Genomic DNA, 25,951 nt, shown 5'->3' on the forward strand with positions numbered 1-25,951 from the left:
TGCGACTCCTCCTGACCCGCTCGTCACATCGGTGCGTCGCGGCGGTTGCGCGGCAGCCGAGGACGTATGCCGCTCAGCCGGGTGACCGGGTCAGGGCGAGGAACTCGGCCCGGGAGCGGGAGTCCTCCCGCAGCACCCCGAGCAGGCTCGACGTGATGGTCGTGGTCCCGGGTGCCTGCACACCGCGCAAGGTCATGCACAGGTGCTCCGCCTCGATGACGACGCCGACGCCGACGGGTGAGAGCTGGGCTGCCAGCCAGTCGGCCACCTGGACCGTCAGCCGCTCCTGCACCTGGGGCCGCGAGGCGAAGTGCTCGAGCACCCGGGCCAGCTTCGACAGGCCGAGGATGCGGGCGCCCGGCAGGTAGCCGATGTGGGCGGTCCCGACGAACGGCAGCATGTGGTGCTCGCACAGCGAGCGCAGCGGGAGGCTCCTCGCGACGACCATCTCGTCGTAGCCGCCGTCGTTGGGGAACGTCGTGAGGTGGAAGGGGCGGGGGGTCATCAGCTCGGCCAGGGACCCGGCCATGCGTTCGGGTGTGCGGGCGAGCGACTCGTTGTCGAGGTCGACCCCCAGGGCCTCGAGCAGGAGGCGCGCACCGACGGCTGCGCGTTCGAGGTCCGGCGCAGCGACGGCGCCGGTGCCCGACCACGACGGGCGAGCGCGTTGGTGGGGCCTGTGGGATGGGTCCGGCCGGGACAGTGACGGATTCACAGTTTGAGCCCTTCCTGTGGCGCATCGGATCGTCGATGCTGGTGCGGTCGATCGAGGTGGTCGGCTCGGCTGGATGTCGCCTCGGAATGGGTGTGCAGGGCGAGGACGCTCGCGTCGTCCTGAGCGCTCTCGCCGTGCCGGGCCTCGAGCCATTCCCTGGTGCTCTGGCGCGCTCGACGCACGAGGAGCGAGGTCTGCGTGAAGTCGGCCGGCGACACGGAGAGCGGGCAGAGCGGCGGGACGACGTGCAGCCGGGAGGTGCCGGTGTAGCCCCGGACCTGGGCGATGAGCTGGCGGTGCAGCAACAGGCTCAGAGAGCTCAACGCGATGCCGAGGGCCGTCCTCGGCGGAGTCCCCGCGCAGGGGTAGCCCGCGGGCAGGAGGTAGATGTCCGTGACGCCGTGCGCTGCCGTGTGGGCCAGGACGTCGAGGTCGCCGATCGCCCCGTCGACCAGGGTCCTGCCGTCCCGGACCACCGGTGGCAGCACGCCGGGCACGGCCGCGCTGGCACGGACGGCGCTGACCGGGGACCCGGTGCTGAGGACCAGCCCCTTGCCCGTCACGAGGTCGGTGGCGGTCACTTCCACGGGGATGTGCCCCCGTTCGAGGGTGTCGTAGCCGAGGTGGCGCTGCAGCAGCCGTTCGAGTCCCGTCCCCGGGAACATCGACGGCTGCCCACCACGCGCCGCGGCCAGCCAGCGCCGCGGGTCGAGCGGGAACACGTCATGGCGCCGCATGTTCAGCCACAGCCGGGTGAGCTCCTCGAGCCGCCAGGCCGTGCTCGAGCCGCTGCCGCGCCCTGCGGCGCCTGCAGGTCCGGCCGGACCTGCGAGGTGGGCGGCGTTGACCGCCCCGACGGACGTGCCGACGAGCAGGTCGGGCTCGACCCCGCACGCGTGAAGAGCAGCCAGCATGCCGACCTGCACGGCGCCGAGACTGCCACCGCCCGTCAGCACGAACGCCGTGGTCACGGCTCAGCCCCGGCCCAGGGGCCACAGCAGCGGGCGGGGGTCGAACCGGGTGGCCAGGCGCTGCAGTGCCACGGCAGCGAGCAGCAGCCCGAAGTCACGCAGCGCCACGTCATAGAAGCCCGGGAGGAGGAGCAGGTTCAGGATGATCCCGCCGAGCCAGGCGGCCACGACGAGGGCGCCGAGGCGCGGGTGGAAGGCGACGACGAGGCCGGCGACGACCTCGACGACGCCCACGGCATACATGGCCTGGTGCGGTGTGACCGGCAGCGGCCGGGAGAGCACCGGGGCGAGGTACTGGTCCCACTGGACGAGGACGTTGCTGAACTTGTCGAGGCCGAAGACGATCGGCGCGACCACGAAGGCGGTGCGCAGCACGGCATACGCCTGGTACGCCGGGTCGCTCCCCTGCGGTCGGGTGGGTTCGTGGCTCTCGAGGATCGAGCGGTGGCTTCCGGTGGTGACCATGGGTCCTCCTGAACGGGTGGTGCGGTGTCCGAACCCGTCGCTCCGGAGACACCGGGGCTCGGGGGTGGGACGCTGACGGAGTGTTAGCGCCATCAGCGGTCGCAGGTCTTACCGACGGTCGAGCGCCCGTCGTCGGTAAGACAAGAGCCCCTCGCGGCGGCAAACAAGGCATGTTCACCGACCAGTCCCGCCCGCACGTCTCTCCTGCGCCCTGCCGTTCGCCCGGACCGCCGCTCGACGTCGTCGAGTGGCGGCGGTGCCGGCTGCGCGAAGCCGGTTTCCCTGCGGCCCTCGCCAGGTCGTTGTCCCGCCAGCGTGTGGACCTGCACGCCCTGCTCGAGCTCGTCGACGCCGGCTGCCCGCCCGAGCTCGCCGCCCGGATCCTCGCGCCGGTCGACGTCGACGTCGACGAGCCCCGGGCGCTCTGATGACGGCGGTGCGGAGGGACTCCTCGCGGGACGCCGAGGCTCCGCCGGCGTCGCAGGCCGACTCGCGTGCTCCCGTCGGGGACCCCGAACCGCGGGACTGGGTGTCGGCGCTCGGCGGCACCGGCCCGGAGCAGTCGACGGCGCTGCGCGAGCTCCACGCGCTGATGATCCGCGCGGCAGGTCACCAGGTGTGGCGGATGCGGGCGGCGCTGCCCGACCCGTCGCCCGGCGCCGTCGACGTCATCGTCAACCAGGCCGCCGACGAGGCGATGACCGCCCTCCTCGGCAAGCTGCACACCTTCCAGGGGCGGAGCCGCTTCACGACGTGGGCGTTCAAGTTCGCCATCCTCCAGGCTGCGACGGAAGTGCGACGCCTGCAGTGGCAGCACCGCGAGGTCGAGCTTCGCGACGTGGAGCTGCGACCGTCGCCGGCGCACGAGGGGCCGGAGCTGTCGGCCGAGGGCATCGACCTCGCGGGAGCCGTGGCCCGGGCCATGAGCCGCGTCCTCACTCCCTACCAACGACGCATCGCCGTCGCCCTCCTCGTCGACGGCGTCCCGATCGACGTCCTCGCCGAACGCCTCGGCAGCAGTCGAGGGGCCCTCTACAAGACGCTCCACGAGGTGCGCACACGCCTGCGGGCCGAGCTCGTCGCAACCGGCTATCTCCCTGTGTCACAAGCGGGCCCAGCCCGACTGCCGCAGGCGTCCCCGATCTCCCCGACAGACCACGAGGTCTCCCCCACTTCTTCGGCAGGCACGCGATGAGCCAGACACCCGGACCACGTCCCGACGTCCTCACCGACCCCGCGGTCGAGTCACTCCTGCAGGACACGACGCCCTGGCTGTCGTGCGAGGAGTGCTTCGAGCGGATGGACACCTACGCCGAGGCGGCCGTCCATGACCCGCAACACCTCGACGAGGCCATGACCGCGCACCTGCGCGGGTGCTCCGCCTGCGACGAGGAGGCCCAGTCGCTCATCGACCTGTTGCGGGCCTCCTGACGACGGAGACCTGACGACCCGTGCGACGGAGCTGACGCGTCTGCACGGTCACGGCTTCGACGGACCCGCGACACGGCATACGGCAGCGGCCACCGCTGGTGCCACGGAGGCGTCGAAGACGCTCGGGATGATGAAGCTCGCGTTGAGCTCCTCGGGATGGACCGAGTCGGCGATGGCCGTGGCCGCCGCGACCATCATCGCGTCGCTGATGTCGGACACGTGGGCGTCGAGCAGCCCGCGAAAGAAGCCGGGGAAGACGAGGACGTTGTTGATCTGGTTCGGGGCGTCCGAACGGCCGGTGGCGACGACGGCGGCGTGCTCGCTGGCGGCGATCGGGTCCACCTCCGGGACGGGGTTGGCGAGGGCGAAGACGATCGCGTCGGGTGCCATCGTGGCGATGTCGTCGCCTGTGAGCAGGTCGGGAGCGGAGACACCGATGAAGACGTCGGCGCCGACGAGCACCTCCTTGAGGGAGCCGCTCTCGTGTCGCGCGTTGGTGTGGTCGGCGATCCACTGGCGGAAGGGCTCCATCCCCTCGTTGCCGTTGTGGACCGCTCCCGTGCGGCCGCACGCCACGATGTCCCGCGCCCCCTGGGTGAGCAGCAGGCGGATGATGGCGTGGCCGGCCGCACCGACGCCGGAGACGACGATGCGGACGTCGTCGATGGACTTGTTGACGACGCGGAGGGCGTTCTTCAGCGCAGCGAGGACGACGATGGCCGTGCCGTGCTGGTCGTCGTGGAAGACGGGGATGTCCAGCAGCTCACGCAAGCGCGCCTCGATCTCGAAACACCTTGGGGCAGAGATGTCCTCGAGGTTGATGCCGCCGTAGACCGGGGCGATCGCCTGGACGGTCGCGACGATCGCGTCGGAGTCCTGCGTGTCGAGGCAGACCGGCCACGCGTCGACGCCGCCGAACTGCTTGAAGAGGGCGGCTTTGCCCTCCATGACCGGCAGCGCCGCGAGCGGGCCGATGTTGCCGAGGCCCAGCACCGCCGACCCGTCGGTGACGACGGCAACGGTGTTGCGCTTGATGGTCAGGCGACGGGCGTCCTCGGGGTGCTCGGCGATGGCCCGACAGATGCGCGCGACGCCGGGCGTGTAGGCGCGCGAGAGGTCGTCGCGGTGCTTGAGCGGCACCTTGGGGTTGACCTCGATCTTGCCGCCCAGGTGGAGCAGGAAGGTCTGGTCGCTGACCTTGTGCACGACGGCGCCGGGGATCGCCGCGATCGCCTCGGTGATGAGGTGCCCGTGCGCCTCGTCGCGGGTGTCGCAGGTGACGTCGACGACGAGGCGGTCGGTCCGGCTCTCGGCGACGTCGAGGGCGGTGAGGGCACCGCCGGTCGAGGAGACGGCGGTCGTCAGGGCGGCGGTCGCGTTGGCGGCGGCAGGCAGCTCGACCCGCACGGTGATCGAGTAGCCAGGACTCGGGATGGCCATGTCAGTCCTCTCGCGCGGAGCAACGTCCCCGACCGCACCATCCTCCACCCGTGGCCGCGATCGGGTCAGGAGGTCGCGACTGTCTCGTCGAGCACATCGGCGACCCAGACCGGGCCGTCGGGCGTGAAATGGAGTGGGAGGAACCATGACCGGCCGCATCATGCGGCTGCGGCTCTTGACCGCTGCCGCGACGCTCACCGTGGCACTCGGCGCGTGCCAGGGTGCGAGTGGCCCCACGCCCGCCACGCCGGCACCCTCCCCCACGCTCAGCACGTCCACCTCCCCGTCGCCCTCCACCGCGGCCACGAGCTCCCGGTCCAGCACCGTTCCCACGACCCGACCCACCTCGAGCGCCGCTCCCCGACCCACGACCGGTGCCACCACACCGCGGCCGACGACGCCACGGCCCACGACGAGCGCCCCGACCCCACGACCGACGGTCACGCCCACCAGGACGACAAGCCCACCGTCGACCTGCTCCATACCGTCGCGGTTGCTGGGCAGGGACCTGACGGCGCTCGGCACCGAGCGCAAGGTCGTGGCCCTGACCTTCGACGCGGGCAGCGGCAACGAGGCCGTCGCCTCGATCCTGCGCACCCTGGCAGCCGAGGGCGTGCCGGGCTCCTTCTTCCTCACCGGGCAGTTCGTGGACGACTTCCCAGCGAGCGCCCGAGCGATCGCGGGCCGCTACCCCGTCGGCAACCACACCTACACCCACCCGGACCTGACCACGCTGACGTCCTCGTCGGTGCGCGCCGAGATCAGGAAGGCGGCTGCGCGTATCACGGCCGTGACCGGGCAGGACCCGAGGCCGTGGTTCCGCTTCCCCTTCGGCGCCGTGGATGCGCGCACCATCTCGGTCGTCAACGCCGAGTGCTACGTGCCCTTCCGGTGGACCGTCGACACGCTCGGTTGGAAGGGCACCTCGGGCGGGCAGTCCGTGGCCTCCGTCGTCTCCCGGGTCGTCTCGGCCGCACGGCCGGGCGAGATCGTGCTCATGCACGTGGGCGCACATCCCACCGACCACTCCACCCTCGACGCCGACGCGCTGCCACGGATGATCCGTGAGCTGCGTGCGCGCGGGTACTCGTTCGTGACGCTCTCGGCGGTGATCGGACCAGCGCCGTAGTGCACCGCTGGTGACCACCGGGCGGGAACGGTCGACCAGGTTCACGGCCTGGCAACCCCTCACGATCGCCGAGCGATGGCAAGCTGCCGGCTGTGACCACTGACGGGGGAAGCCTGCTCGAGGGCGTATACGAAAGTCTCATCACCGCTCACCTGCAGCGACGCCTCGATGAGGCGGGCGCAGTCGACGCACCTCGCGCGCCGGTGGCGGACGCGGATGAACCCGAGGTCCTGAGCCGGCACGTGGCCCAGGCGGTGGCCCGCGTCCTGCGCAGGGAACGCAACCCTGAGGCCCGGGTGGGTCTCGTCAACCGCCTGCTCACCGTGTTGGGATCCGACGAGGACGCGGTCGTCGACGCCTCCCGCCAGCTGCTCGCCGTCTCCTACTCGGGCGACCACGGGCGGCACCTGTCGACCCTCAGGCCCGCGACGCCGTTGTCGGACGCAGCCCTCCTGACCAATGCCTCCGGGGAGCCAGGCATCGGACACGAGCTGCGTGCCGAGATCCCGACCGCAGACCGCGTCGACGTGATCATGGCCTTCGTCAAGTGGCACGGTATCCGGGTCATCGAGAGCCAGCTGCGTGAGCTCCGAGCTCGCGGTGTGCCGCTGCGGATCATCACCACGACGTACATGGGCGCGACCGAGAGGGCCGCTCTGGACCGACTCGTCACGGAGTTCGGCGCTCAGGTGCGAGTCCAGTACGACGCGCTGCGCACCCGGCTCCACGCCAAGGCCTGGCTGTTCCGACGCAACACCGGCTTCGACACGGCATACGTCGGCTCGAGCAACCTGTCCCGAGCCGCGCTGCTCGATGGGGTGGAGTGGAACGTGCGTCTCTCGGCGGTGGCCACGCCCGCGCTGATCGAGAAGTTCCAGGCCACGTTCGACAGCTACTGGCACGACGCCACGTTCGAGCCGTACGACCCCGAACGGGACCGCGACCGCCTCGACGACGCACTGGCCGAGGCGTCCGGCCGCCGCACGCACGACCGCGTCACGCTCTCGCTCTCCGGCCTCGAGGTGCGCGCCTACCCCCACCAGACGGAGATGCTCGAGCAGCTCGACGTCGAGCGGATCGTGCACGGCCGTCACCGGAACCTCGTCGTCGCGGCCACGGGCACCGGCAAGACGGTCGTCGCTGCCCTCGACTACCGGCGCCTGTGCGAACGGACCGGAGACCGTCCCACACTGCTGTTCGTCGCACATCGACGCGAGATCCTCGAGCAGTCGCTGCGCACGTACCGCGAGGTGCTGGGCGACGCCGACTTCGGTGAGCTGTACGTCGGCGGCACCCGACCCGAACGTTGGGGCCACGTCTTCGCCTCGGTGCAGTCACTCACCGCCTACGGCATCGCCAACCTGCCGGACGATGCCTACGCGGTCGTCGTCATCGACGAGTTCCACCACGCGGAGGCCCGGACCTACCGCGCCATCCTCGACCGCCTGCATCCCGACGAGCTGCTCGGCCTCACCGCGACGCCCGAGCGTGGTGACGGCACCGACGTCCGCGCCTTCTTCGACGGCCGGGTCGCTGCCGAGCTGCGTCTCTGGGACGCGCTGAAGGCAGAGCTGCTTACTCCCTTCCACTACTTCGCCGTCGCCGACGGCACCGACTTGCGCTCGGTCGACTGGACCAACGGCGCGTATGCCGTGCAGTCCCTCTCGCAGCTCTTCACCGGCAACGACGCGCGGGCTCGCCTGATCCTCAAGGCTCTTCGCGACAAGGTCCTGGACCTCGACTCGATGCGGGCCCTGTGCTTCTGCGTCAGCCGCGACCACGCGCGCTACATGGCCGAGGTCTTCGGTCGGGCCGGGATCGCATCGGCCACGGTCCTCGGCGACACTCCAGCACCCGAGCGCGAACGCCACGTCGCGGACCTTCGGGCCGGCCGCGTCCAGGCGCTCTTCACGGTCGACGTCTTCAACGAGGGTGTCGACGTGCCCTCGATCAACACCGTGCTGTTCCTCCGGCCGACCGAGAGCTCGACCGTGTTCCTCCAGCAGCTCGGTCGTGGTCTCCGACGGGCACCCGGAAAGGCCGTCCTGACGGCCCTGGACTTCGTCGGCCACCACCGCAAGGAGTTCCGCTTCGACCAGCGCTTCCGAGCCATCACCGGAGCCACCCGAGCCCAGCTCGCGCACGAGATCCGGGAGGGCTTCCCGTTCCTGCCCACCGGCACCCAGCTCGTCCTCGACCGACTGAGCGAGGAGCTCGTCCTGCGCAACATCCGCGAAGGTGTGACCGACCGTTGGGCCACCATCGTCTCGGAACTGCGCGCCCATCCCACCGACGACCTCGCGGTCTTCCTGCGTGACTCCGGCGTCGAGCTCGCCGACGTCGTGAGGTCCGACCGGTCCTGGAGCCGGCTGCGGCGCGACGCCGGGATCTCCGTTGCGGCGCCCGGCTCCCTCGAGCCCAGACTGCTCAAACGCGTCCGCAGCCTGACCCACGTCGATGACCCCAGCCGCGCCGGGGCCTACCTCGCGTTGCTCTCAGACGATGCACCGGCATACGACAACGCGGACGCCCAGCTTCAGGCATACGGCCGAATGCTCTTCTTCTCGCTCTTTCCCGACGGCGGAGGGTTCCAGTCCTACGACGAGGGACTGCGCGCCGTCCGACAGGAGGGCGCCGTCCGTCAGGACCTGCGCGCCGTGGTCGAGCTCGGGCTCCAGCGTGCGGCTCACGTGACCCACCCTCTCGCCGGCGACCTCGCTTCGCGTCCGCTGCGCGTCCACGCCCGCTACACGCGGGAGGAGGCCGTGGCGGCGCTCGACTACGTAGCCGTCGACGGCCGCAAGCCGAACAGCTTCCGCGAGGGCGTGCTGTTCTCGGCCGAGGCTGACGCGGATGCCTTCTTCGTCACCCTCAACAAGTCGGAGGCCGACTACTCACCCACCACGATGTACCGCGACTATGCCATCAGCCCGACGCTCTTCCACTGGGAGTCGCAGTCGAGCACCACGGTCGCGTCGAGGACCGGCCAGCGCTACCTGCACCACGAGCGGCTCGGCAGCCACGTCCTGCTCTTCGTCCGCGAGTCGAAGGTCACCGACTTCGGTGGCGGTGCGCCATACCTGTTCCTCGGCGAGGCCCGCTACGTCGAGCACCGCGGTGAGCGGCCGATCGCGATCACGTGGCAGCTGCACACGCCGATGCCGGCTGACCACTTCGCGGCAGCCAGCGTCGTGGCGTAGTGCAGCACTGTCTCGCGAGAGGCACGGACGCTGCCAGGCGCGGCCCAATGGTGACATCGGACGTCGTCACAGGCACTCCGACCGCAACGCTAGAATCTGCGCATGGATGCAAGTACGCAAGGACCGGCCCTGCCCGACGAGCAGGTCGAGCTGGCGGTCGAGATCTTCCGGATGCTCGCGGACGGCACCCGCATCCGACTCCTCTGGGAGCTGCAGGACTCGGAGCGGTCGGTGAGCCAGCTCGCCGACGCCGTCGGAAAGCCGGGTCCAGCCGTCTCCCAGCACTTGGCGAAGCTCCGGATGGCACGCATGGTCCGCACCCGTCGCGAGGGCAACCAGGTGTTCTACCGGGTCGAGAACGAGCACATCGCCGGTCTGGTGCGCGACGCGATCCACAACGCCGAGCACGCCTCGGACGGCATCCCGGCGCACCACCGTGCTGCCGAGTCGACGATCACCCCGATCATCCCGATCACCGGAAGTGGGCAGCGTCGTTGAGTTCTTCTGAGCATCGCCGCAGCCACGCCGTGGATCCTGAAGCCCGCGGCCACGAGGATCACGGTCACGGCCAGAACCACACCGACGACCACAGCCACGCACACGACCACGACCACGACAGCGGGCTGTGGGCCCGGCTCAGGCACGCGGTGACTCCGCACTCGCACGACGCCGCGGACTCGATCGACTCGGCACTGGAGTCGAGCGCCCGCGGCATCCGCGCGGTCAAGATCAGCCTCGTCGTGCTCGGTGTCACGGCCGTGGCGCAGCTCGCCGTCGTCTACACCTCCGGGTCCGTGGCGTTGCTCGCCGACACGATCCACAACTTCTCCGACGCTCTGACCGCTGTGCCGCTCTGGATCGCGTTCGCCCTGGGTCGGCGGCCCGCCACCCGGCGTTACACCTACGGATACGGACGGGCCGAGGACCTCGCAGGCCTATTCGTCATCGCGATGATCGCCTTGTCCGCCGTGGTCGCCGGGTGGGAGGCCGTCAACCGGCTGCTCCACCCCGCCCCGGTGGGCAACCTCGGTTGGGTCGCCCTGGCCGGCTTCGTCGGCTTCCTCGGCAACGAGGCGGTGGCTCTCTTCCGCATCCGTGAGGGCCGGGCGATCGGCTCGGCGGCCCTCGTCGCCGACGGGCACCACGCGCGCACCGACGGGCTCACGTCCCTCGCAGTGCTCGTGGGCGCCGCCGGCGTGGCCGTCGGGTGGACCTGGGCAGACCCTGTCGTCGGCCTCGCCATCACGGTCGCGATCGTGCTGGTGCTTCGAACTGCAGCCCGTGACGTGTTCCGCCGTCTCATGGACGGCGTCGAGCCCGAGCTCGTCGAAGCCGCCGAGTCCACCCTCGCGGCGGTCCCCGGCGTCACAGCCGTGCGCAGCGTGCGGATGCGCTGGATCGGCCACGAGCTCCACGCCGAGGCCGAGCTCGACGTCGACACCAGCGCAAGCCTCCTCGAGGCGCACGCGTTGGCGCATCGAGCCGAGTCGGACGTGATGCGGACGACGCCCAGGCTCCGGGCCGTCGTGGTGCACGCCTACCCGGCCCACCACGACGCCTCAGTGACTCCCGTCGCGTAGGCCCGAGGGATCGAGAGCGCCACCAGGCCACCGCTGACGGCACGCGAATCGTGCTGTGCCAGAACCGTGCTCAGCCGCTGCCCATGCGGTAGCCGACGCCGCGGACGGTGTCGACGTAGCGCGGTCGGGCGGGATCATCGCCGAGCTTGCGCCGGAGGTGGGCGACGTGCACGTCGACGATGTGCTCGTCGCCCACCCAGGACGGGTCCCACACGGCATCGATGATCTGTCGTCGCGTGAACGCCAGACGCGGACGGGCACTGAGCGCCGCGAGCAGGTCGAACTCGGTCCGGGTCAGCTCCACCGGCTCGCCGGCGAGCGCCACCCGGCGGGCCTCCGTGTCGACGGAGAGGTCACCGAAGACCCTCAGCTCGGGGCTCTCGTCCCGCGCCACCGCGCCTCTCGGACGGCGGAGCACGACCTGCACCCGGGCGACGAGCTCGCGGGGGCTGAAGGGCTTGGTGAGGTAGTCGTCAGCGCCCACGGACAGGCCGACCAGCAGGTCGACCTCGTCGGCCCGGGCGGTGAGCATGAGCACATAGCAGTCGGAGAAGGTCCGCACCTGCCGGCAGACCTCGATGCCGTCCAGCCCCGGCAGGCCCAGGTCCAGGACGATGACCTCGGGCTCGATGAAACGGGCCTGCGCGACCGCCTCTCGCCCGTCGTGGGCGACGTACACGTCGTAGCCGGCACGCTCGAGGTAGGCCGCAACCATCCGGGCGAGGTCCGTCTCGTCCTCGACGACCAACACGCGCGACGGACCGGGCTCACTGCTGTGGCTCATGGCTTCAGTCTGCTGGCCGCAGCTGCGAAGGGTCGCCGCCGACCTCGCCCAGATGCGCATCTTCGTCAGATCTTCATGAAGGCAATGCCAGGCCGACAGGCGGGCGGTGGATCGTGGTGCACATGATGTGGAACACCGGCATGGCATGGGGCCCGTGGATGTGGCTGGTCATGGGCGGCGGCACCGTCGCCTTCTGGGCGGCCGTCGTGCTCGCGGTCCGATGGGCATTCGGCGGCCAGAGCGGCAGGCTCGCCAGCGGACGCGAAGGTCGCGTGGTGGAGTCCGCCCGGACTCCGCTACCCGCGGAGGGTCCGAGCCGGACCCCGGGTCCGCTCGAGGTGCTGCAGGACCGGCTGGCGCGAGGCGAGATCGACGTCGACGAGTACACCCGCACCCGCACGGCGCTCATAGAGAGTGACCCGATGCTGGGTCGAGACCGCACCGACGCGGCCCCGAGGTGACTGAGGCTCCCAGTGTCGGGCCGGCCGCGTCGTCGCCGGCCGGTCATGGGAGGGCTGGCCGTTGGAGGGCTGGTCAGGAACCGACCGGGAGGGAGAGGGTGAAGGTTGCACCGTGCCCGCGCCCGGGGCTGGTCACCGTGAGTCTGCCTCCGTGGGCCTGCGCGATGGCCTTGGCGATCGTGAGACCGACGCCGCTGCCGCGGGCATCCCGGGTCCGCGCGGCGTCGCCGCGGTAGAACCGTTCGAACACGTGGGTGAGCTGGTCGGGCTCGAGCCCCTCGCCGCTGTCCTGGACGACGAGACGCACCTCGCCGCCGGACTGCGTCGCGGACAGGATGACCTCTCCCCCCGCGGGGGTGTGGCGCAGGGCGTTGGCGAGGAGGTTGGCCAGGACCTGGCCGACGCGCTCCGGGTCAGCCACCACCCGCGCGTCGGCGCACTGTCCCAGCTCTAGACGCACCCCTTTCGTCGAGAACCCCGACCGGACCTCCCGTTTCGCGGTCTCGAGGAGCTCGCGGACCTCCACGTTGCTCCGCCTCAGCTCCAGGCGCCCCTCCTCCGCGCGGGAGACGGCCGACATGTCGTCGCACAGGCGGGCCAGCCGTTCGACGTTGGACCGGAACAACGAGGAGGTCGGTTCGTCCCACGCGACGACCCGGTCGTCGAGGCCGTCCAGGTAGGCGGCCAGGGTCGCGACCGGCGTGCGCATCTCGTGCGCGACGTCGCCCACGAGTCGGCGTCGCGTCTGCTCGGCGTCGCCGAGCCGTCCGGCCATGGCGTTGAACGCCTCCGCGAGGCTCGCGAGCTCCGGCCCCGCGTCGGAGACCGTGGCCCGTGCGGCGTAGTTCCCCTCCCCCATCTCGTGGGCCGCCGCGGTCAGCACCGCCAGCGGACGCGTCAGACGGCCCGCCACATACCAGGTCACTCCCAGCGCGCAGAGCACCGCGATGACCAGCGCCACGGCGAGGGAGACGAAGCTGGCCTCGTTGTATGCCTGCTCGACGTGTGCGAGCTCGGACGCGCTCGCGGACATGCCTGCCCGCAGCAAGTGGTCGTGGAAGAGCGGCGGCCCGATCAGGGCGGCGACAGCGCTGGCCGTGACGATGCCGGCGACCACGACGGCACCCTGGGCCACCATCAGCCGCGTGCCAAGTGATCGGGCCGCCCACCGGGAACCAGGGACATCAGGACGGAAGGCGCGCACCATGGCCCCAGTGTGGCGTCGCCGCCACGGATACGCGCCGCGCGGGAAGGGGCCGACGGCGATCTTGACCGAACCTTCAGGAAATCGCAGTCGGGTCTGAACGTCGCCCGGGCAGCCTCGGACGCAGGACCCGCCGGCCCAAACGTTTTGCTGCCCGGTCTCCCTGGCCAACCTCCCGGGAGACCGGTCGGCACCCAGAGACCGCACGGACCGCCGGCGAGGGCCTGCAACCTGCACCCGACGACGAAGGAACTCCCGTGACCCGCACCCTGAAGACCCTTGCCGCCACGGCCGCCCTGGCCACCTCTCTCGCTGTCGGCGCCTGCAGCTCCAACGACACGACGTCCGGCCACCAGATGCCGGGCGACTCGATGACGGCGATGGGCTCCGCGCCGGCGACACCCTCAGGAGCCGCCTCCGCCGCCTCCGCCCACAACCAGGCCGACATCACGTTCGCCTCGAGCATGGTCCCGCACCACCAGCAGGCCATCGAGATGGCCGACCTGGCCCTGCGCCAGGCCACCAGCGCCGACGTCAAGAAGCTGGCGACTCAGATCAAGGCAGCCCAGGACCCGGAGATCGCCACCATGACCGGATGGCTCACGTCCTGGGGCGCCGCGCCCATGCCCAGCGGTGACCACGACATGGACGGGATGAGCATGGACGGGATGATGAGCGCCGAGGAGATGTCGGCCCTGGAGAAGGCCTCCGGGTCGGGCTTCGACCGGATGTGGCTGCAGCTGATGATCAAGCACCACGAGGGGGCCGTGACGATGGCCAGGACCCAGCTGTCCCAGGGGCAGAGCGGCGACGCCAAGGAGCTTGCCCAGGCCGTCATCGACGGACAGACGAAGGAGATCGCCACGATGACGGAGCTGCTCAAGACCTCCCTCTGATCACGCAGGCGCCAGCGCCCCGCAAAGGGCCGGACCCGTCGACGACGGGTCCGGTCCTTTGCGTGTCCACGAACGCGTGCGAGAGCGCGAGAACCGGGTCCATCCCCTTGCATATATACCCCACGGGGGTATCCTGAAGCCATGGACACGCACAGCGAACACTCGATCTCTCCGACGGGCTCGTTGGTGCAGGACCCCGTCTGCGGCATGGACGTCGACCCCGCCACCACCGAGCACCACCTCGAGCGGGAGGGCCACGACCACTACTTCTGCTCCGCCGGGTGCCGCGCGCAGTTCGAGACCCAGCCCGACGCATACGCACTCGGTCCGGCAGGACGTGCGGGCACCGGTCACGACCACGAGAGGCACCAGCACGGCGGCCGCCCACACCACGACCAGCCCTCGGGCGCAGCAGCATCCGCCGACGCCGTCACGGAGTGGACGTGCCCCATGCACCCGGAGATCCGACAGCCGGGCCCCGGCACCTGCCCCATCTGCGGCATGGCCCTCGAGCCGGTGACCGTGACCGCCGACAGCGGCCCCAACCCCGAGCTGGCCGACATGACCCGCCGGTTCAAGACGGCGGTCGCGCTGACCATCCCCGTCCTCATCCTGTCCATGGGGCGCGACCTCGTCCCCGCCCTGCACGACGCCATTCCCAGCGACGTGGCCACCTGGGGGCAGCTCGTCCTCGCGACCCCGGTCGTGCTGTGGGCCGGATGGCCGTTCTTCGAGCGCGGGTGGACCTCCGTCCGCACGATGAAGCTGAACATGTTCACCCTCATCGCGATGGGCACCGGTGTCGCGTGGCTGTTCAGCGTCGTCGCAACCGTCGCACCCCAGCTCTTCCCGGAGGCCTTCCGGATGGACGGGACGGTCGCCGTCTACTTCGAGGCGGCCGCCGTCATCACGACCCTCGTCCTGCTCGGGCAGGTCCTCGAGCTTCGCGCACGGGAGAGCACCTCCGGCGCCATCAGGGCACTGCTCGACCTCACCCCGAAGACCGCCCACAGGGTCGCGCCGGACGGGACCGAAGCCGACGTCAACCTCGACGAGGTCCAGGTCGGCGACCTGCTGCGCGTCCGGCCAGGCGAGTCCGTCCCCGTCGACGGCGCCGTGCAGGACGGGCACTCCACCCTCGACGAGTCCATGGTGACAGGCGAGTCCATGCCGGTCACCAAGCAGGCCGGCGACTCCGTCATCGGCGGCACCGTGAACCAGACCGGCTCGATCGTCATGCGCGCCGGCAACGTCGGGCGAGACACGATGCTCGCCCGCATCGTGCAGATGGTCGCCGACGCACAACGCTCCCGAGCCCCCATCCAGCGGCTCGCCGACCAGGTCTCCGCCGTGTTCGTGCCCGTCGTCATCGCCGCCGCGGTGGTCGCATTCATCGTGTGGGCGACCGTCGGCCCGGACCCGCGCCTGGCGCACGCGCTCGTCGTCGCCGTCAGCGTCCTCATCATCGCCTGCCCCTGCGCCCTGGGGCTCGCAACGCCCGTCTCGATCATGGTCGGCGTCGGCCGCGGCGCCTCCCTCGGCGTCCTCATCAAGAACGCCGAGGCACTCGAGCGACTGGAGAAGGTCGACACGCTCGTCGTCGACAAGACCGGCACCCTGACCCAGGGCCGACCCTCCGTCACCCACGTCATCGCCGTCGACGGCATGGATGAGGACGAGGTCCTGCGCCTTGCTGCGAGCGTCGAACGCGCCAGCGAGCACCCCCTCGGCACGGCCATCGTGCGGGCCGCCACCGACGCCGGACTGGACGTCCCTGCCGCCGCGGACTTCGACGCGCCCGTGGGCAAGGGCGTCACCGGCACGGTCGACGCACGACAGGTCCTCGTGGGCAGCCAGCGCTTCCTCGCCGGACACGACGTCGACACTCACAGGATGGACGCCGAGGCCGATCGGCTGCGCGCCGACGGCGCCAGCGCCGTCTACGTCGCGATCGACGGTCGCGTCGCCGGGGTGCTCGCCATCGCCGACCCCGTCAAGGACACCACCGCAGCCGCGCTGCACGCGCTCCGCGCGGACGGCATCGCCGTGGTCATGCTCACCGGCGACAACCAGGTCACCGCCGCGGCCGTCGCCCGCGGCCTCGGCATCGAGCGCGTCGAGGCCGAGGTCCTGCCTGACCACAAGAGCGACGTCGTTCAGGCACTGCGCGCCGAAGGCCGCGTCGTCGCCATGGCCGGTGACGGCGTCAACGACGCCCCCGCGCTCACGGCCGCCGACGTCGGCATCGCCATGAGCACCGGCACCGACGTCGCCATCGAGAGCGCCGGCGTCACCCTCCTCAAGGGCGACCTGACCGGCATCGTCCACGCCCGGGCGCTGTCCAAGGCCACCATGTCGAACATCCGGCAGAACCTCGTGTTCGCCTTCGTCTACAACGCCGCCGGCATCCCGCTCGCCGCCGGGGTCCTCTACCCGGCCTTCGGGCTGCTGCTCTCGCCGATGATCGCAGCGGCCGCCATGGCTCTGTCCTCCGTCAGCGTCATCAGCAACGCCCTCCGGCTGCGCCGACAGCAGCTCTGACCACGTCGCGCCCGACGCGAAGGGGCCCGGACGGCAATGCCGTCCGGGCCCCTTCGTCACACCGTGATCGTCAGCTGCAGCCGCTGGTGCTTCCGCAGCCCTCGCAGACGTAGCAGGAGCCGGCGGGACGCATCTTCGTGCCGCAGGTCATGCAGATCGGCGCGTCGGCCGTGATGCCACCGAACTTCTCGAGCAGCTCGGCCGAGCTGTGCACGTCGTTCGAGATCTCACGGGCAGAGGCAGCGCCCGCACCCGACTTGACCTCGGCAGCAGCCGCCGGCGACTCGGCCTTGCTCGCCTCGTCCGCCTTGACCTCGGCCTTCTTCGAGACCGGAGCCGACTGCTGGAGCGACTCGAGCTCGTCCTCGAGGTCCTCGTCGGACTCATCGGACTCGATGGCCTCGTAGGAGCCGGTCTCGACCTGGCGGGCCCGCTCGGCGGCCGTGTGGATGCCCATGAAGGAGCGGGTGTCGAAGTCGAGGTAGTCGAGCGCCAGACGGCGGAAGACGTAGTCCATGATCGACTGCGCCATGCGCACGTCCGGGTCGTCCGTCAGGCCGGCCGGCTCGAAGCGGAGGTTGGTGAACTTCTCCACGAAGGTCTCGAGCGGCACGCCGTACTGCAGACCGATCGACACGGCGATCGAGAAGGCGTCCATCACGCCGGCGAGGGTCGAGCCCTGCTTGCCGAACTTGAGGAAGATCTCGCCGAGCTGCTGGTCGTCGTACGTGCCGGCCGTGAGGTAGCCCTCGGCCCCACCGACGGCGAACGACGTCGTCTGCGAGCTGCGGCGCTTGGGCAGACGGCGACGGACCGGGCGGTACTCGATGACCTTCTCGACCTTGACGTGGGCGGCAGCGGCGTCGGCGGCGGCCTTGTTGTCCTTGGCCGTCGAGCCGCCGTCGGACAACGGCTGACCGACCTTGCAGTTGTCGCGGTAGATGGCGAGCGCCTTGATGCCGAGCTTCCAGCCCTGCATGTAGACGTCCTGGATCTCCTCGACCGTGGCGGTCTCGGGCAGGTTGACCGTCTTGGAGATGGCACCGGAGAGGAACGGCTGCGTCGCGGCCATCATGCGCACGTGGCCCATGGCCGAGATCGAGCGCGCACCCATTGCGGTGTCGAAGACCTCGTAGTGCTCGGGCTTGAGGCCGGGCGCGTCGATGACGTGGCCCTTGTCGGCGATGTACTCGACGATGGCCTCGATCGACTCCTGCTGGTAGCCGAGCTTCTTGAGCGCACGCGGGATGGTGAGGTTGACGATCTGCATCGAGCCGCCACCGACGAGCTTCTTGAACTTGACGAGCGAGAAGTCCGGCTCGATGCCGGTCGTGTCGCAGTCCATCATGAAGCCGATGGTGCCGGTCGGCGCGAGCACCGACGCCTGGGCGTTGCGGTACCCGTGCTTCTCACCGAGCTTGACGACGTCGTCCCACGCCTTCGTCGCGAGCTTGTGGACGTCGGAGTCCATCGCGTCGAGGGTCTTGATGTTGTCGTTGGCGGCCTGGTGCTTGCGCATGACCTTCTTGTGGGCGTCCGCGTTGCGGGCGTAGCCGGCGTAGGCGCCGACGACCGAGGCCATCTCGGCGGAGCGCTTGTAGGCGGCGCCCGTCAGCAGCGAGGTGATCGAGGCAGCGAGCGCACGGCCACCCTCGGAGTCGTAGCCGTGGCCGGTCGCCATGAGGAGGGCGCCGAGGTTGGCGTAGCCGATGCCGAGCTGGCGGTAGTTGCGCGTCGTCTCACCGATGGGCTCGGTCGGGAAGTCCGCGAAGCAGATCGAGATGTCCATCGCCGTGATGACGAGCTCGACGACCTTCTGGAAGGTGACGGCGTCGAAGGTGTCGTCGTCGCGGAGGAACTTCAGCAGGTTGAGCGAGGCGAGGTTGCACGAGGAGTTGTCGAGCGACATGTACTCCGAGCACGGGTTGGAGGCCGTGATGCGGCCCGTCTCGGGGTTGGTGTGCCACGCGTTGATCGTGTCGTCGTACTGGATGCCCGGGTCGGCGCACTCCCACGCGGCCTTGGCGATCTTGCCGAAGAGCTCACGGGCGTCGACGGTGTCGATGACCGAGCCGTCCGAGCGCGAGCGCAGGCCGAACTCGGTGCCGTCCTCGACGGCCTTCATGAACTCGTCGTTGACGCGGACCGAGTTGTTGGCGTTCTGGTACTGGACGGAGACGATGTCCTTGCCGCCGAGGTCCATGTCGAAGCCGGCGTCGCGCAGGGCGCGGATCTTGTCCTCCTCGCGCGCCTTCGTCTCGACGAACTCCTCGATGTCGGGGTGGTCGACGTCGAGCACGACCATCTTGGCCGCACGACGCGTGGCGCCGCCCGACTTGATGGTGCCGGCGGACGCGTCGGCGCCGCGCATGAAGGAGACGGGGCCCGAGGCCGTGCCGCCGGAGGAGAGCAGCTCCTTGGAGGAGCGGATGCGGGAGAGGTTGAGGCCGGCGCCGGAGCCGCCCTGGAAGATCTTGCCCTCCTCCTTGTACCAGTTGAGGATCGAGTCCATCGAGTCGTCGACGGAGAGGATGAAGCAGGCCGAGACCTGCTGCGGGCTCTTCGTGCCGACGTTGAACCAGACCGGCGAGTTGAACGAGAAGACCTGGTGCAGCAGGGCGTGCGTCAGCTCGTGCTCGAAGATCTCGGCGTCCTCGGGCGAGGAGAAGTAGCCGTTGCTCTTGCCGGCGGCGACGTAGGTCAGCACGACACGGTCGATGAGCTGCTTGAGCGAGACCTCGCGGGCCGCGGTGCCGACCGCGCCGCGGAAGTACTTGGTGGTGACGATCGTGCTGGCGTTGACCGACCAGAAGTCGGGGAACTCGACGCCGCGCTGCTCGAAGATCGTCTCGCCGGTCTTCCAGTTCTGCTGGACGACGTCGCGCTTCTCCCAGGTCACCTCGTCGTAGGGGTGCACGCCGGGCGTGGTGTAGATGCGCTCGATCTTGACGCCCTTGGCGCCAGCCTTCGAGCGTGAGCTGCGGTTACCGATCTCCGTCATGTCGTGCGGCCTCCCTGACCGAATCTGCTGCTGGTGATGAGTCTTGCGGGGAGCACCGACAGTGGGTGGTGCTCCGGTGGTGCGTGGAGGGTGGTTACCGCTGGGCGTCGAACCGGGCGGGAGCGGTGGGCTCCTCCCCCAGCGCGTCGCGCTCGGCTCGAAGGAGCGCGATGGCTCCCTCGAAGTCCTCGAGGCTCTCCCACGCCTGGTAGACGCTGGCGAACCTGAGGTATGCGACCTCGTCGAGCTCGCGGAGCGGTTCGAGGACGGCCATGCCGACCTCGTGCGCCTCGATCTCGGCGTTTCCCTGCGACCGAATGGCCTCCTCGACCTTTTGGGCGAGAAGGGCCAGGTCGTCCTCGCTGACGGGCCTGCCCTGGCATGCCTTGCGCACACCGGTGAGGACCTTGGCCCGGCTGAACGGCTCGGACGCGCCCGACCGCTTGATCACGTTGAGACTCGAGGTCTCGAGCGTGGTGAAGCGGCGGTTGCACTCGGGGCACTGGCGGCGGCGCCGGATGCAGGCCCCGTCGTCGGTGGTGCGTGAGTCGATGACCCGCGAGTCGGTGTGGCGACAGAACGGACAGTGCACGTCCGGGTCACCTTCCTTCCCGAGATCCGGTCGTTCATCGATGGACAGGCTTCCCGTATGCCGTGCCGGGCCGTCCCAGCGACACGGCCGGTGTTCGTGGGACCGGTCGGGGCTGGGGACGAGCCTGGGGACGACGTGGGGATGACCTGTGCGTAACCCCAGTCTTCCTGGGGACTACATGTGGACGTCTTACATCTGTGTAACTACTAGATGTAGGGGTAACTGTAGGCACGCTGTGACCCCCATCGCAAGCGAATCGCCGCGGTCCGGCGTGGCGTGTCGCTGACCTGCGCAAACGTCACTCAGGCCACGTAGGCACCGGGCGTGTCGTCACCGTCCGCCCCCACATCTAGGGGTGCGCGCGACTCGCCGACCCCTCATCTACGGCCGCCTGCACCGGCGCTCATCTCAGCCGGGCGATGCCGGGGCGCGTCGCGAACCACAGGCACAGCACCGACATGGCGGCCCCGTAGACGACGGCGGCGGTCAGGACCGAGGTGGCGGTGGCCAGCGCACCGAACGCCGGTATCGCGAGCGGCACGAGGGCCATGTCCCCGAGGCTCGAGACCGAGGACACGCGCCCGAGGTGGCTGGGCGCAATGGTCCTCTGGTAGGTCCCGGAGAGCCACACCGAGGCTGCCCCTGCGGCGACCCCCACCAAAGTCATGGCGGCCATGAGGATGATGCGCGAGCCGATCCCGGTGGCGGCGATGCAGAGGCCCTGCGCCACGAGGACGGCGAAGCCCGCCTGCGCCGGCCTCCCGACGCGCCGGCGGATGCTGACGACGCTACCGGCGATCGCGCCGAGGGCGAACGCCGCCTCGGCGGCACCGAGCCAGGCCGGGCCCCACCCCGATTCGCGGACCCGCAGGGCGATGCCCAGGGCGATGACCGGCGAGACGAAGACGTTGAGGGCGGCCAGTCCCAGCACGAGCAGCCGGGCCGACTCGTCGCGACGCAGGTATGCCGCCCCGTCCCTCAGGCTGGCCGCCCACGACGCGTGGGGTGCCCGCGGCATCCGATAGCGCGGCCGCACCACGAGCGCGAGGACGCCGGCGATCGCGACGAACGTGACGGCATCGGCAAGCATGGCCCCGGCGGGGCCCACTGCAGCGACGGCCAGACCCCCGGCGGGAGCGCCGAGCAGACGCGCGACGCGGCCGCCGATCTGGTTCCAGCCGCTCACTGTAGCGAGGTCGGCCGGACGCACGAGCTGTCGCGCGAGGGTCGAGCCGGCGGGGAGGGTGAGGCCCGTGGCGGTGCCGAGCAGGACCCCCATCGTCAGCAGGAGCGGCGCGCCCCGCACGCCGGTGCCCCAGGCGGCGGCGCCGCCGAGCAGGACCGCGCCCTGGAAGAGACGGCCCGTCACGAGGATCCGACGCGTGTCCCACCGGTCGGCGATGACTCCACCGACGAGGACGAAGACCGCTTGCGGCAGCGTCTCGGCGCCGAGCACCACGCCCGCCGTCGCCGGCGACAGGGTGTGCACGGCCGTCCAGGCCAGCGCGACCGTCCACACGGCGTCGCCGAACCAGGACAGGGCCATCGCGGCCACCCAGGTGTGGACCATCCGGTCACGGGTGAGACCGGGAGGCTCGGCGCCGAGCAGCGTCGGCTCGGCGTGCGGAGAACGAGCCGCCGGATCCGCTGTCGTGGCCAGGCCGGTGGTGGTGGTCGTAACCTCGCCCGCGTCGCTCACGGCTTCACCGGACCGCTCGGGAAGACCCGCGCCGACACCCGCACGGGAAGTCTGCGCACGTCCGGTCGCACCTCCGCGTCCGCGCGACACTCCTCGCCCCATTCGACAACGAGGTCGGTGAGCCGGCGGCTGAGCTCCGCCATCTGCTCCACGGTGGCGGCGACGAGCGAGTCGGTCGCCACCGCGGCGTGACGCACCTCCGCCGGCGCCGTCTCCCCCTCGGCGAGCCAGCGCTGGACGGCGCGCACGTGGTGACGGAAGTTCTCGGCCTCGGCGCTGGAGGCGATCCGGCGAGCCACCGTCCCCTCGCCGAAGTCGGTCGCGTCCCAGGACACCTGGCGCGGTCGGCTGCGCCACCAGCTCTCCCGGGTGTCCCGGGCCAGGTCCGGCGCCGGCTCGACGAACCCGTAGCGGTGCAACGTCCCCAGGTGATGACTCACCGACCCCACCGCGAGCCCCGTGCGGCTCGCCAGGCGGCCGACCGTGGCGGGGCCCTCGACGGCCAGGAGCTCGCACAGCCAGCGTCGCGTCGGGTGGTGGAAGGCGGTGAGGACGTCGAGCAGGGCGCTGCCGGTCTCGGCCCCGATGTCGGCGGTGGCGGGAGTGGTGGCGACGTGGCGCTCGGAAGCGGTACGGCGAGGCATGCCGACCAGCCTCCGACGGGTCCAACGGATTGCACAAGACCTCTTGTATGACTCTGTTCCGCCTCTCCGGCGATGAGACGGGGCGAGGCGGTCCTTGCCCGCGGCGCGCTCATGACGGAGGCTCCTACCGTGACATTCCGGACAGCAGTGCAGGACGTTCTCGACCCCGCACAGCGGCGTGAGGAGGCGCTCGCGGGCTACGACGTCCTGGGCAACGCGCCGCAACGCGAGCTCCAGGCGCTCGTCGACATCGCGGCCCAGGTCTGCGCCGTCCCCCGTGCCGCGATCAACATCATCACCTCGACGCAGCAGCAGCAGATCGCCACGACCGGCTTCGCCGCCTCCATCTGCGCCCGCGAGGACTCGATGTGCGCCGCAGTCCTGGAGCACACCGACCGGGTCGTGGTGCCGGACGCCAGTCTCGACGCGCGCTTCAACGAGAACCCTTTCGTGACAGGCATCCTCGGCAACGTCCGCTTCTACGCCTCAGCGCCCCTGACCACGCCGGACGGTGTCATCATCGGCCGCCTGTGCGTCTTCGACTCGCAGCCGCGTGAGCTCGCCGAGGCGCAGGAGGACGCCCTGGCCGCGATCGCCGAACGCGTCGTCGACGTCCTCGAGCTGCGCCTGCGGACCCGTGAGCTCGAGGACTCCCTCGCCACCCTGACGCAGACGAGGGACGAGCTGCACCGCTCCAACGAGGCGCTGTCAGTCTTCGCGGGTCAGGTGAGCCACGACCTGCGCACCCCGCTCACCGCGATCATGGCGAGCACCGAGATGCTCGGCCAGCAGCCCGCCGTCTCGGGCGACGTATGGTCCGAACGTCTCGTTGCCACGGCCCACCGGTCCGCCACCCGGATGGCCGGGATGATCGAGCAGATCCTCGCGCACGCCCAGGTCGGGGCCGAGCTCCACCGGGCCGACACCGACCTGGCGCTCGTGCTGGCCTCGGTGCTGGAGGACCTCGCCCCCACCCTCGAGGCACGGGCGGCGAGCGTCGCGGTGGGTGAGCTGCCGACCCTGCCCGCCGACGAGCAGCAGCTCTACTCGGTGATGCTCAACCTCGTGTCCAACGCGGTGAAGTACGCCCGCCCCGACGTCGCGCCCGTCGTCGAGGTCACCGCCGAGCGTCGAGGCGAGAAGTGGCGCCTCTCGGTGCACGACAACGGGATCGGCATCTCGGCAGCGGACCGGGACCGGGTCTTCGGGCTCTTCAACCGCGTCGAGACCTCGGTCGACGGCAGCGGGATCGGCCTGGCGACCGTCAAGCGGATCATCGAGGCGCATGACGGCACGATCGGCATCAGCTCGCCGGAGGGTCCGGGGACCGTCGTCTGGTTCGAGCTGCCGGCACACGCGCCGGGGCAGATGGCGCCGGCACCACCGCCTGCAACGCTCGACGCGCCAGACACCGGCCACGACGACTGAGGGTGGCTGTCACGGGACCAGTCCCGGCACGCGCAACGGGTCCAGGCCGAGACTCGGACCGATCGTCGTGCAGGCCCGCTCGTCGGCGCCCTGGAGCACCCGAAGATCCGGTCGGCCGGCGGCGATGACGGCAAGGTTGTGCGCGCTGTCCGTGCCCGCACGGAGATAGTCGGAGTGACCGCTCGAGGTGCGCCCCACGTCGACGAAGTCCGTGCGTGACCGCAGGAAATGGTTGCAGCCGGTCCCGGCCTGCTTGAGCGCGAACGTCGAGAGCCGGGTGGCGCCGGCGACCTCCGCCGGCGAGGTGCCGTGCACCCGCCAGCCGTAGTCGAAGACGTCGTCACCGATGGCCCCGAGCACGTTGAGGGAGCCCGGCTTGAGCGCCGTGCGTGACACGTCGGAGAACGGCAGTCCGGGCGCGCCGAACACCGCGACGTCGTCGACGGCGCTCGTGCGCAGGGACGCGAAGCCCGCGAGCGTGCCGCCGTAGGAGTGCGCCCACACCGTCTGGTGGGCCGGCCGGTCGCGGGCCGCCTCGATGCCTGTCGCGAAGTCGGCGAGGGCACCGGCGTTCTCGCGCGCCAGCTTGCCGTTCAGGACGTTGCGGTCGATCGACGTGGCGATCTCGCGCACCTGCGGTGCGTCGTAGCCCATCCACGTCACGATCGCGACGTCCTGCCCCGATGCCACCGCCCGAGCCTCGGAGCGCATGCGCACGAAGGTGTCGTCGTAGCGGGCCAGGTCGGTGCCGACCATGGTGGACAGGCCGCCGACGAAGGTCACGACGTGCTCGGCACGGTCGACGTCCCCGACCGCGACCGCGGCCCTGACGTGGAGACTCGTGGTGTCGACGAGCAGGAGGCGCCGCTGCCCTCCGTCGCGACGAGCCAGGACCTCGCGGATGGCCTGGAGGGCGGCCACCTGCTGCTCTGCGAGCTCACGCTCCGGCTGGCTGCCGACCCATCCGCCCGCCAACGACCGGTCGAGGCGCGCCCGCGCGGCCTCCTCGGCCCGCCCGAGCAGCACGAGGTTGGCCTCGTGGCGCGCGGCTGCTGGGACACCGTCGCGGGAGCCCACCCACTCGGGCCGGTCGCGCAGGACGGCGCGTCGCTCCTCGTCGGTCAACGATCGCCACCACGCCGCCGACGCGAACACCTGGGCACCGACGCCACCGGCGGCCGAGGCGGTCGGTGGTGGCGCCGGCAGCATGGCCGGGCCCGGGGCCCGGGCACCGGCCCCGGACGACGAGGTCGCCCCGCGAGCCGACGAGAGCAGGGCCCGGAACAGGTCGTCGTCGGTCTGGGACGCGGCCCGGCGCGCCTGCAGCAGGCAGGAGTGGACCTCGGCGCGCAGCAGCTCGTCGAGCCGGGCGCGGTGCGCCTCCAGAGCCGGGTCACCCAGCGAGGCACGCACGGGGAGGAAGAGCTGCCCGTCGTCGTCGACCCATGCTCCCTCCTCGGCCGCCCGCCTGTCGGCCCGGCCGACGAGGTCGATCGCGGACTCCATGCGACCGGCGGCGTGCCCGACGGCGTGGCCGGCGACCGCGATGCTCGCGGCCAGCCGCCCGAGGCCGGCGACCACCGTCCCGTAGCGGTCTGCCGCAGCCGAGGACGCCGCGCCCGACCAACGGGAGGTCGCCGACCGGCGCCACAGCACCAGCTCGGCCAGTGCGAGCACCCGCTGACGGCGGCCCTCGAGGCCTCTGCTGACGGCTGCCAGGGACTGGGGCCGACTCGAGCGGATGTCACGGACGGACATCAGAGGACCACC

22 protein-coding genes are annotated in these 25,951 nt (G+C 70.9%); 11 read left to right on the forward strand and 11 right to left on the reverse strand.

The window, feature by feature from the left end:
• Window positions 1–73: 73 nt before the first annotated feature.
• Genes folE through IEY30_RS15915 form a run of 3 tightly spaced genes read right to left on the reverse strand, consistent with a single transcriptional unit; the run spans window position 74 to window position 2,151 of the window.
• Window positions 74–715 (reverse strand): GTP cyclohydrolase I, encoded by a 642-nt coding sequence (gene folE / locus IEY30_RS15905; protein ID WP_229675036.1) that lies wholly within the window; start codon window positions 713–715, stop codon window positions 74–76.
• A complete protein-coding gene (locus IEY30_RS15910; RefSeq protein WP_052358660.1) occupies window positions 712–1,686 on the reverse strand; it encodes a patatin-like phospholipase family protein in 975 nt (324 codons plus the stop codon). The genes folE and IEY30_RS15910 overlap by 4 nt, the downstream gene beginning before the upstream one ends.
• Before the next feature lie 3 nt (window positions 1,687–1,689).
• Window positions 1,690–2,151, reverse strand: a complete 462-nt coding sequence (locus IEY30_RS15915) for a hypothetical protein (RefSeq protein WP_030200131.1) — start codon at window positions 2,149–2,151, stop codon at window positions 1,690–1,692.
• A 170-nt stretch (window positions 2,152–2,321) separates the two neighbouring features.
• Between IEY30_RS15915 and IEY30_RS15920 the strand changes: the two genes are divergently transcribed.
• The 3 genes from IEY30_RS15920 to IEY30_RS15930 are packed head-to-tail and all read left to right on the forward strand — an operon-like array spanning window position 2,322 to window position 3,582.
• The gene (locus IEY30_RS15920; protein WP_052358661.1) at window positions 2,322–2,579 is read left to right on the forward strand and encodes a hypothetical protein; all 258 of its coding nucleotides are present in this window, start codon (window positions 2,322–2,324) and stop codon (window positions 2,577–2,579) included.
• Entirely contained in the window at window positions 2,579–3,346 is a 768-nt protein-coding gene (locus tag IEY30_RS15925) for an RNA polymerase sigma factor (RefSeq protein WP_030200135.1), read from the forward strand. The genes IEY30_RS15920 and IEY30_RS15925 overlap by 1 nt, the downstream gene beginning before the upstream one ends.
• A complete protein-coding gene (locus tag IEY30_RS15930) occupies window positions 3,343–3,582 on the forward strand; it encodes a hypothetical protein (protein WP_030200136.1) in 240 nt (79 codons plus the stop codon). Before IEY30_RS15925 ends, IEY30_RS15930 begins: the two co-directional genes overlap by 4 nt.
• A gap of 48 nt (window positions 3,583–3,630) precedes the next feature.
• On the opposite strand, the gene IEY30_RS15935 is transcribed toward IEY30_RS15930, so the two are convergent.
• Window positions 3,631–5,022: an NAD-dependent malic enzyme gene (locus tag IEY30_RS15935; RefSeq protein WP_030200137.1), complete on the reverse strand. Its 1,392-nt coding sequence runs from the start codon at window positions 5,020–5,022 to the stop codon at window positions 3,631–3,633.
• 493 nt (window positions 5,023–5,515) lie between these two features.
• On the opposite strand from IEY30_RS15935, the gene IEY30_RS15940 reads away from it, so the two are divergent.
• The 4 genes from IEY30_RS15940 (at window position 5,516) to IEY30_RS15955 (ending at window position 10,931) form a co-directional block, all read left to right on the forward strand.
• A complete protein-coding gene (locus IEY30_RS15940; protein ID WP_229675037.1) occupies window positions 5,516–6,151 on the forward strand; it encodes a polysaccharide deacetylase family protein in 636 nt (211 codons plus the stop codon).
• Between the two features lie 113 nt (window positions 6,152–6,264).
• A complete protein-coding gene (locus IEY30_RS15945; RefSeq protein ID WP_030200141.1) occupies window positions 6,265–9,351 on the forward strand; it encodes a DEAD/DEAH box helicase in 3,087 nt (1,028 codons plus the stop codon).
• 102 nt (window positions 9,352–9,453) lie between these two features.
• Complete coding sequence (locus IEY30_RS15950; RefSeq protein WP_043416987.1) at window positions 9,454–9,849, forward strand: ArsR/SmtB family transcription factor; 396 nt, start codon at window positions 9,454–9,456, stop codon at window positions 9,847–9,849.
• Between the two features lie 29 nt (window positions 9,850–9,878).
• On the forward strand, window positions 9,879–10,931 hold the full coding sequence (locus IEY30_RS15955; RefSeq protein ID WP_030200146.1) for a cation diffusion facilitator family transporter: 1,053 nt from the start codon (window positions 9,879–9,881) through the stop codon (window positions 10,929–10,931).
• A 70-nt stretch (window positions 10,932–11,001) separates the two neighbouring features.
• Here IEY30_RS15955 and IEY30_RS15960 read toward each other — a convergent pair whose 3' ends face one another.
• Complete coding sequence (locus IEY30_RS15960) at window positions 11,002–11,715, reverse strand: response regulator transcription factor (RefSeq protein WP_030200148.1); 714 nt, start codon at window positions 11,713–11,715, stop codon at window positions 11,002–11,004.
• A 122-nt stretch (window positions 11,716–11,837) separates the two neighbouring features.
• Between IEY30_RS15960 and IEY30_RS15965 the strand changes: the two genes are divergently transcribed.
• Window positions 11,838–12,176, forward strand: coding sequence for an SHOCT domain-containing protein (locus IEY30_RS15965; protein WP_052358663.1), 339 nt, complete (start codon window positions 11,838–11,840; stop codon window positions 12,174–12,176).
• A 73-nt stretch (window positions 12,177–12,249) separates the two neighbouring features.
• Here the strand turns inward: IEY30_RS15965 and IEY30_RS15970 are convergent, their stop codons facing one another.
• Entirely contained in the window at window positions 12,250–13,293 is a 1,044-nt protein-coding gene (locus tag IEY30_RS15970; RefSeq protein WP_308423764.1) for a HAMP domain-containing sensor histidine kinase, read from the reverse strand.
• Between the two features lie 344 nt (window positions 13,294–13,637).
• Here IEY30_RS15970 and IEY30_RS15975 point away from each other — a divergent pair, with 344 nt between their 5' ends.
• On the forward strand, window positions 13,638–14,276 hold the full coding sequence (locus IEY30_RS15975; RefSeq protein ID WP_030200154.1) for a DUF305 domain-containing protein: 639 nt from the start codon (window positions 13,638–13,640) through the stop codon (window positions 14,274–14,276).
• 141 nt (window positions 14,277–14,417) lie between these two features.
• Window positions 14,418–16,817, forward strand: coding sequence for a heavy metal translocating P-type ATPase (locus tag IEY30_RS15980; RefSeq protein WP_043416989.1), 2,400 nt, complete (start codon window positions 14,418–14,420; stop codon window positions 16,815–16,817).
• A 70-nt stretch (window positions 16,818–16,887) separates the two neighbouring features.
• Here IEY30_RS15980 and IEY30_RS15985 read toward each other — a convergent pair whose 3' ends face one another.
• The 4 genes from IEY30_RS15985 to IEY30_RS16000 form a co-directional block, all read right to left on the reverse strand.
• Window positions 16,888–19,818 carry a vitamin B12-dependent ribonucleotide reductase gene (locus IEY30_RS15985; protein WP_030200158.1) on the reverse strand — a complete coding sequence of 977 codons (2,931 nt, stop codon included), beginning with the start codon at window positions 19,816–19,818 and terminating at the stop codon, window positions 16,888–16,890.
• Between the two features lie 94 nt (window positions 19,819–19,912).
• Window positions 19,913–20,410 carry a transcriptional regulator NrdR gene (gene nrdR, locus IEY30_RS15990; RefSeq protein WP_030200160.1) on the reverse strand — a complete coding sequence of 166 codons (498 nt, stop codon included), beginning with the start codon at window positions 20,408–20,410 and terminating at the stop codon, window positions 19,913–19,915.
• Window positions 20,411–20,813: 403 nt separating this feature from the next.
• The gene (locus IEY30_RS15995) at window positions 20,814–22,109 is read right to left on the reverse strand and encodes an MFS transporter (RefSeq protein ID WP_052358666.1); all 1,296 of its coding nucleotides are present in this window, start codon (window positions 22,107–22,109) and stop codon (window positions 20,814–20,816) included.
• Window positions 22,106–22,753 carry an ArsR/SmtB family transcription factor gene (locus IEY30_RS16000; RefSeq protein ID WP_052358667.1) on the reverse strand — a complete coding sequence of 216 codons (648 nt, stop codon included), beginning with the start codon at window positions 22,751–22,753 and terminating at the stop codon, window positions 22,106–22,108. Before IEY30_RS16000 ends, IEY30_RS15995 begins: the two co-directional genes overlap by 4 nt.
• 129 nt (window positions 22,754–22,882) lie before the next feature.
• Here IEY30_RS16000 and IEY30_RS16005 point away from each other — a divergent pair, with 129 nt between their 5' ends.
• Window positions 22,883–24,181 carry a sensor histidine kinase gene (locus IEY30_RS16005; RefSeq protein WP_162181017.1) on the forward strand — a complete coding sequence of 433 codons (1,299 nt, stop codon included), beginning with the start codon at window positions 22,883–22,885 and terminating at the stop codon, window positions 24,179–24,181.
• 9 nt (window positions 24,182–24,190) lie between these two features.
• Here IEY30_RS16005 and IEY30_RS16010 read toward each other — a convergent pair whose 3' ends face one another.
• The gene (locus tag IEY30_RS16010; protein WP_030200168.1) at window positions 24,191–25,939 is read right to left on the reverse strand and encodes an alpha/beta hydrolase; all 1,749 of its coding nucleotides are present in this window, start codon (window positions 25,937–25,939) and stop codon (window positions 24,191–24,193) included.
• Window positions 25,940–25,951 lie beyond the last annotated feature (12 nt).

It is taken from the genome of Terrabacter tumescens (assembly GCF_014646815.1).
Taxonomy (GTDB): Bacteria; Actinomycetota; Actinomycetes; order Actinomycetales; family Dermatophilaceae; genus Terrabacter; species Terrabacter tumescens.

Bases quoted from the DNA above. Each gene is read 5' to 3' on its own strand.
- IEY30_RS15915 (WP_030200131.1), bottom strand. From the start codon at position 2,151: ATGGTCACCACCGGAAGCCACCGCTCGATCCTCGAGAGCCACGAACCC.
- IEY30_RS15920 (WP_052358661.1), top strand. From the start codon at position 2,322: ATGTTCACCGACCAGTCCCGCCCGCACGTCTCTCCTGCGCCCTGCCGT.
- IEY30_RS15925 (WP_030200135.1), top strand. From the start codon at position 2,579: ATGACGGCGGTGCGGAGGGACTCCTCGCGGGACGCCGAGGCTCCGCCG.
- IEY30_RS15930 (WP_030200136.1), top strand. From the start codon at position 3,343: ATGAGCCAGACACCCGGACCACGTCCCGACGTCCTCACCGACCCCGCG.
- IEY30_RS15935 (WP_030200137.1), bottom strand. From the start codon at position 5,022: ATGGCCATCCCGAGTCCTGGCTACTCGATCACCGTGCGGGTCGAGCTG.
- IEY30_RS15950 (WP_043416987.1), top strand. From the start codon at position 9,454: ATGGATGCAAGTACGCAAGGACCGGCCCTGCCCGACGAGCAGGTCGAG.
- IEY30_RS15960 (WP_030200148.1), bottom strand. From the start codon at position 11,715: ATGAGCCACAGCAGTGAGCCCGGTCCGTCGCGCGTGTTGGTCGTCGAG.
- IEY30_RS15965 (WP_052358663.1), top strand. From the start codon at position 11,838: ATGATGTGGAACACCGGCATGGCATGGGGCCCGTGGATGTGGCTGGTC.
- IEY30_RS15980 (WP_043416989.1), top strand. From the start codon at position 14,418: ATGGACACGCACAGCGAACACTCGATCTCTCCGACGGGCTCGTTGGTG.
- IEY30_RS15985 (WP_030200158.1), bottom strand. From the start codon at position 19,818: ATGACGGAGATCGGTAACCGCAGCTCACGCTCGAAGGCTGGCGCCAAG.
- IEY30_RS16000 (WP_052358667.1), bottom strand. From the start codon at position 22,753: ATGCCTCGCCGTACCGCTTCCGAGCGCCACGTCGCCACCACTCCCGCC.
- IEY30_RS16010 (WP_030200168.1), bottom strand. From the start codon at position 25,939: ATGTCCGTCCGTGACATCCGCTCGAGTCGGCCCCAGTCCCTGGCAGCC.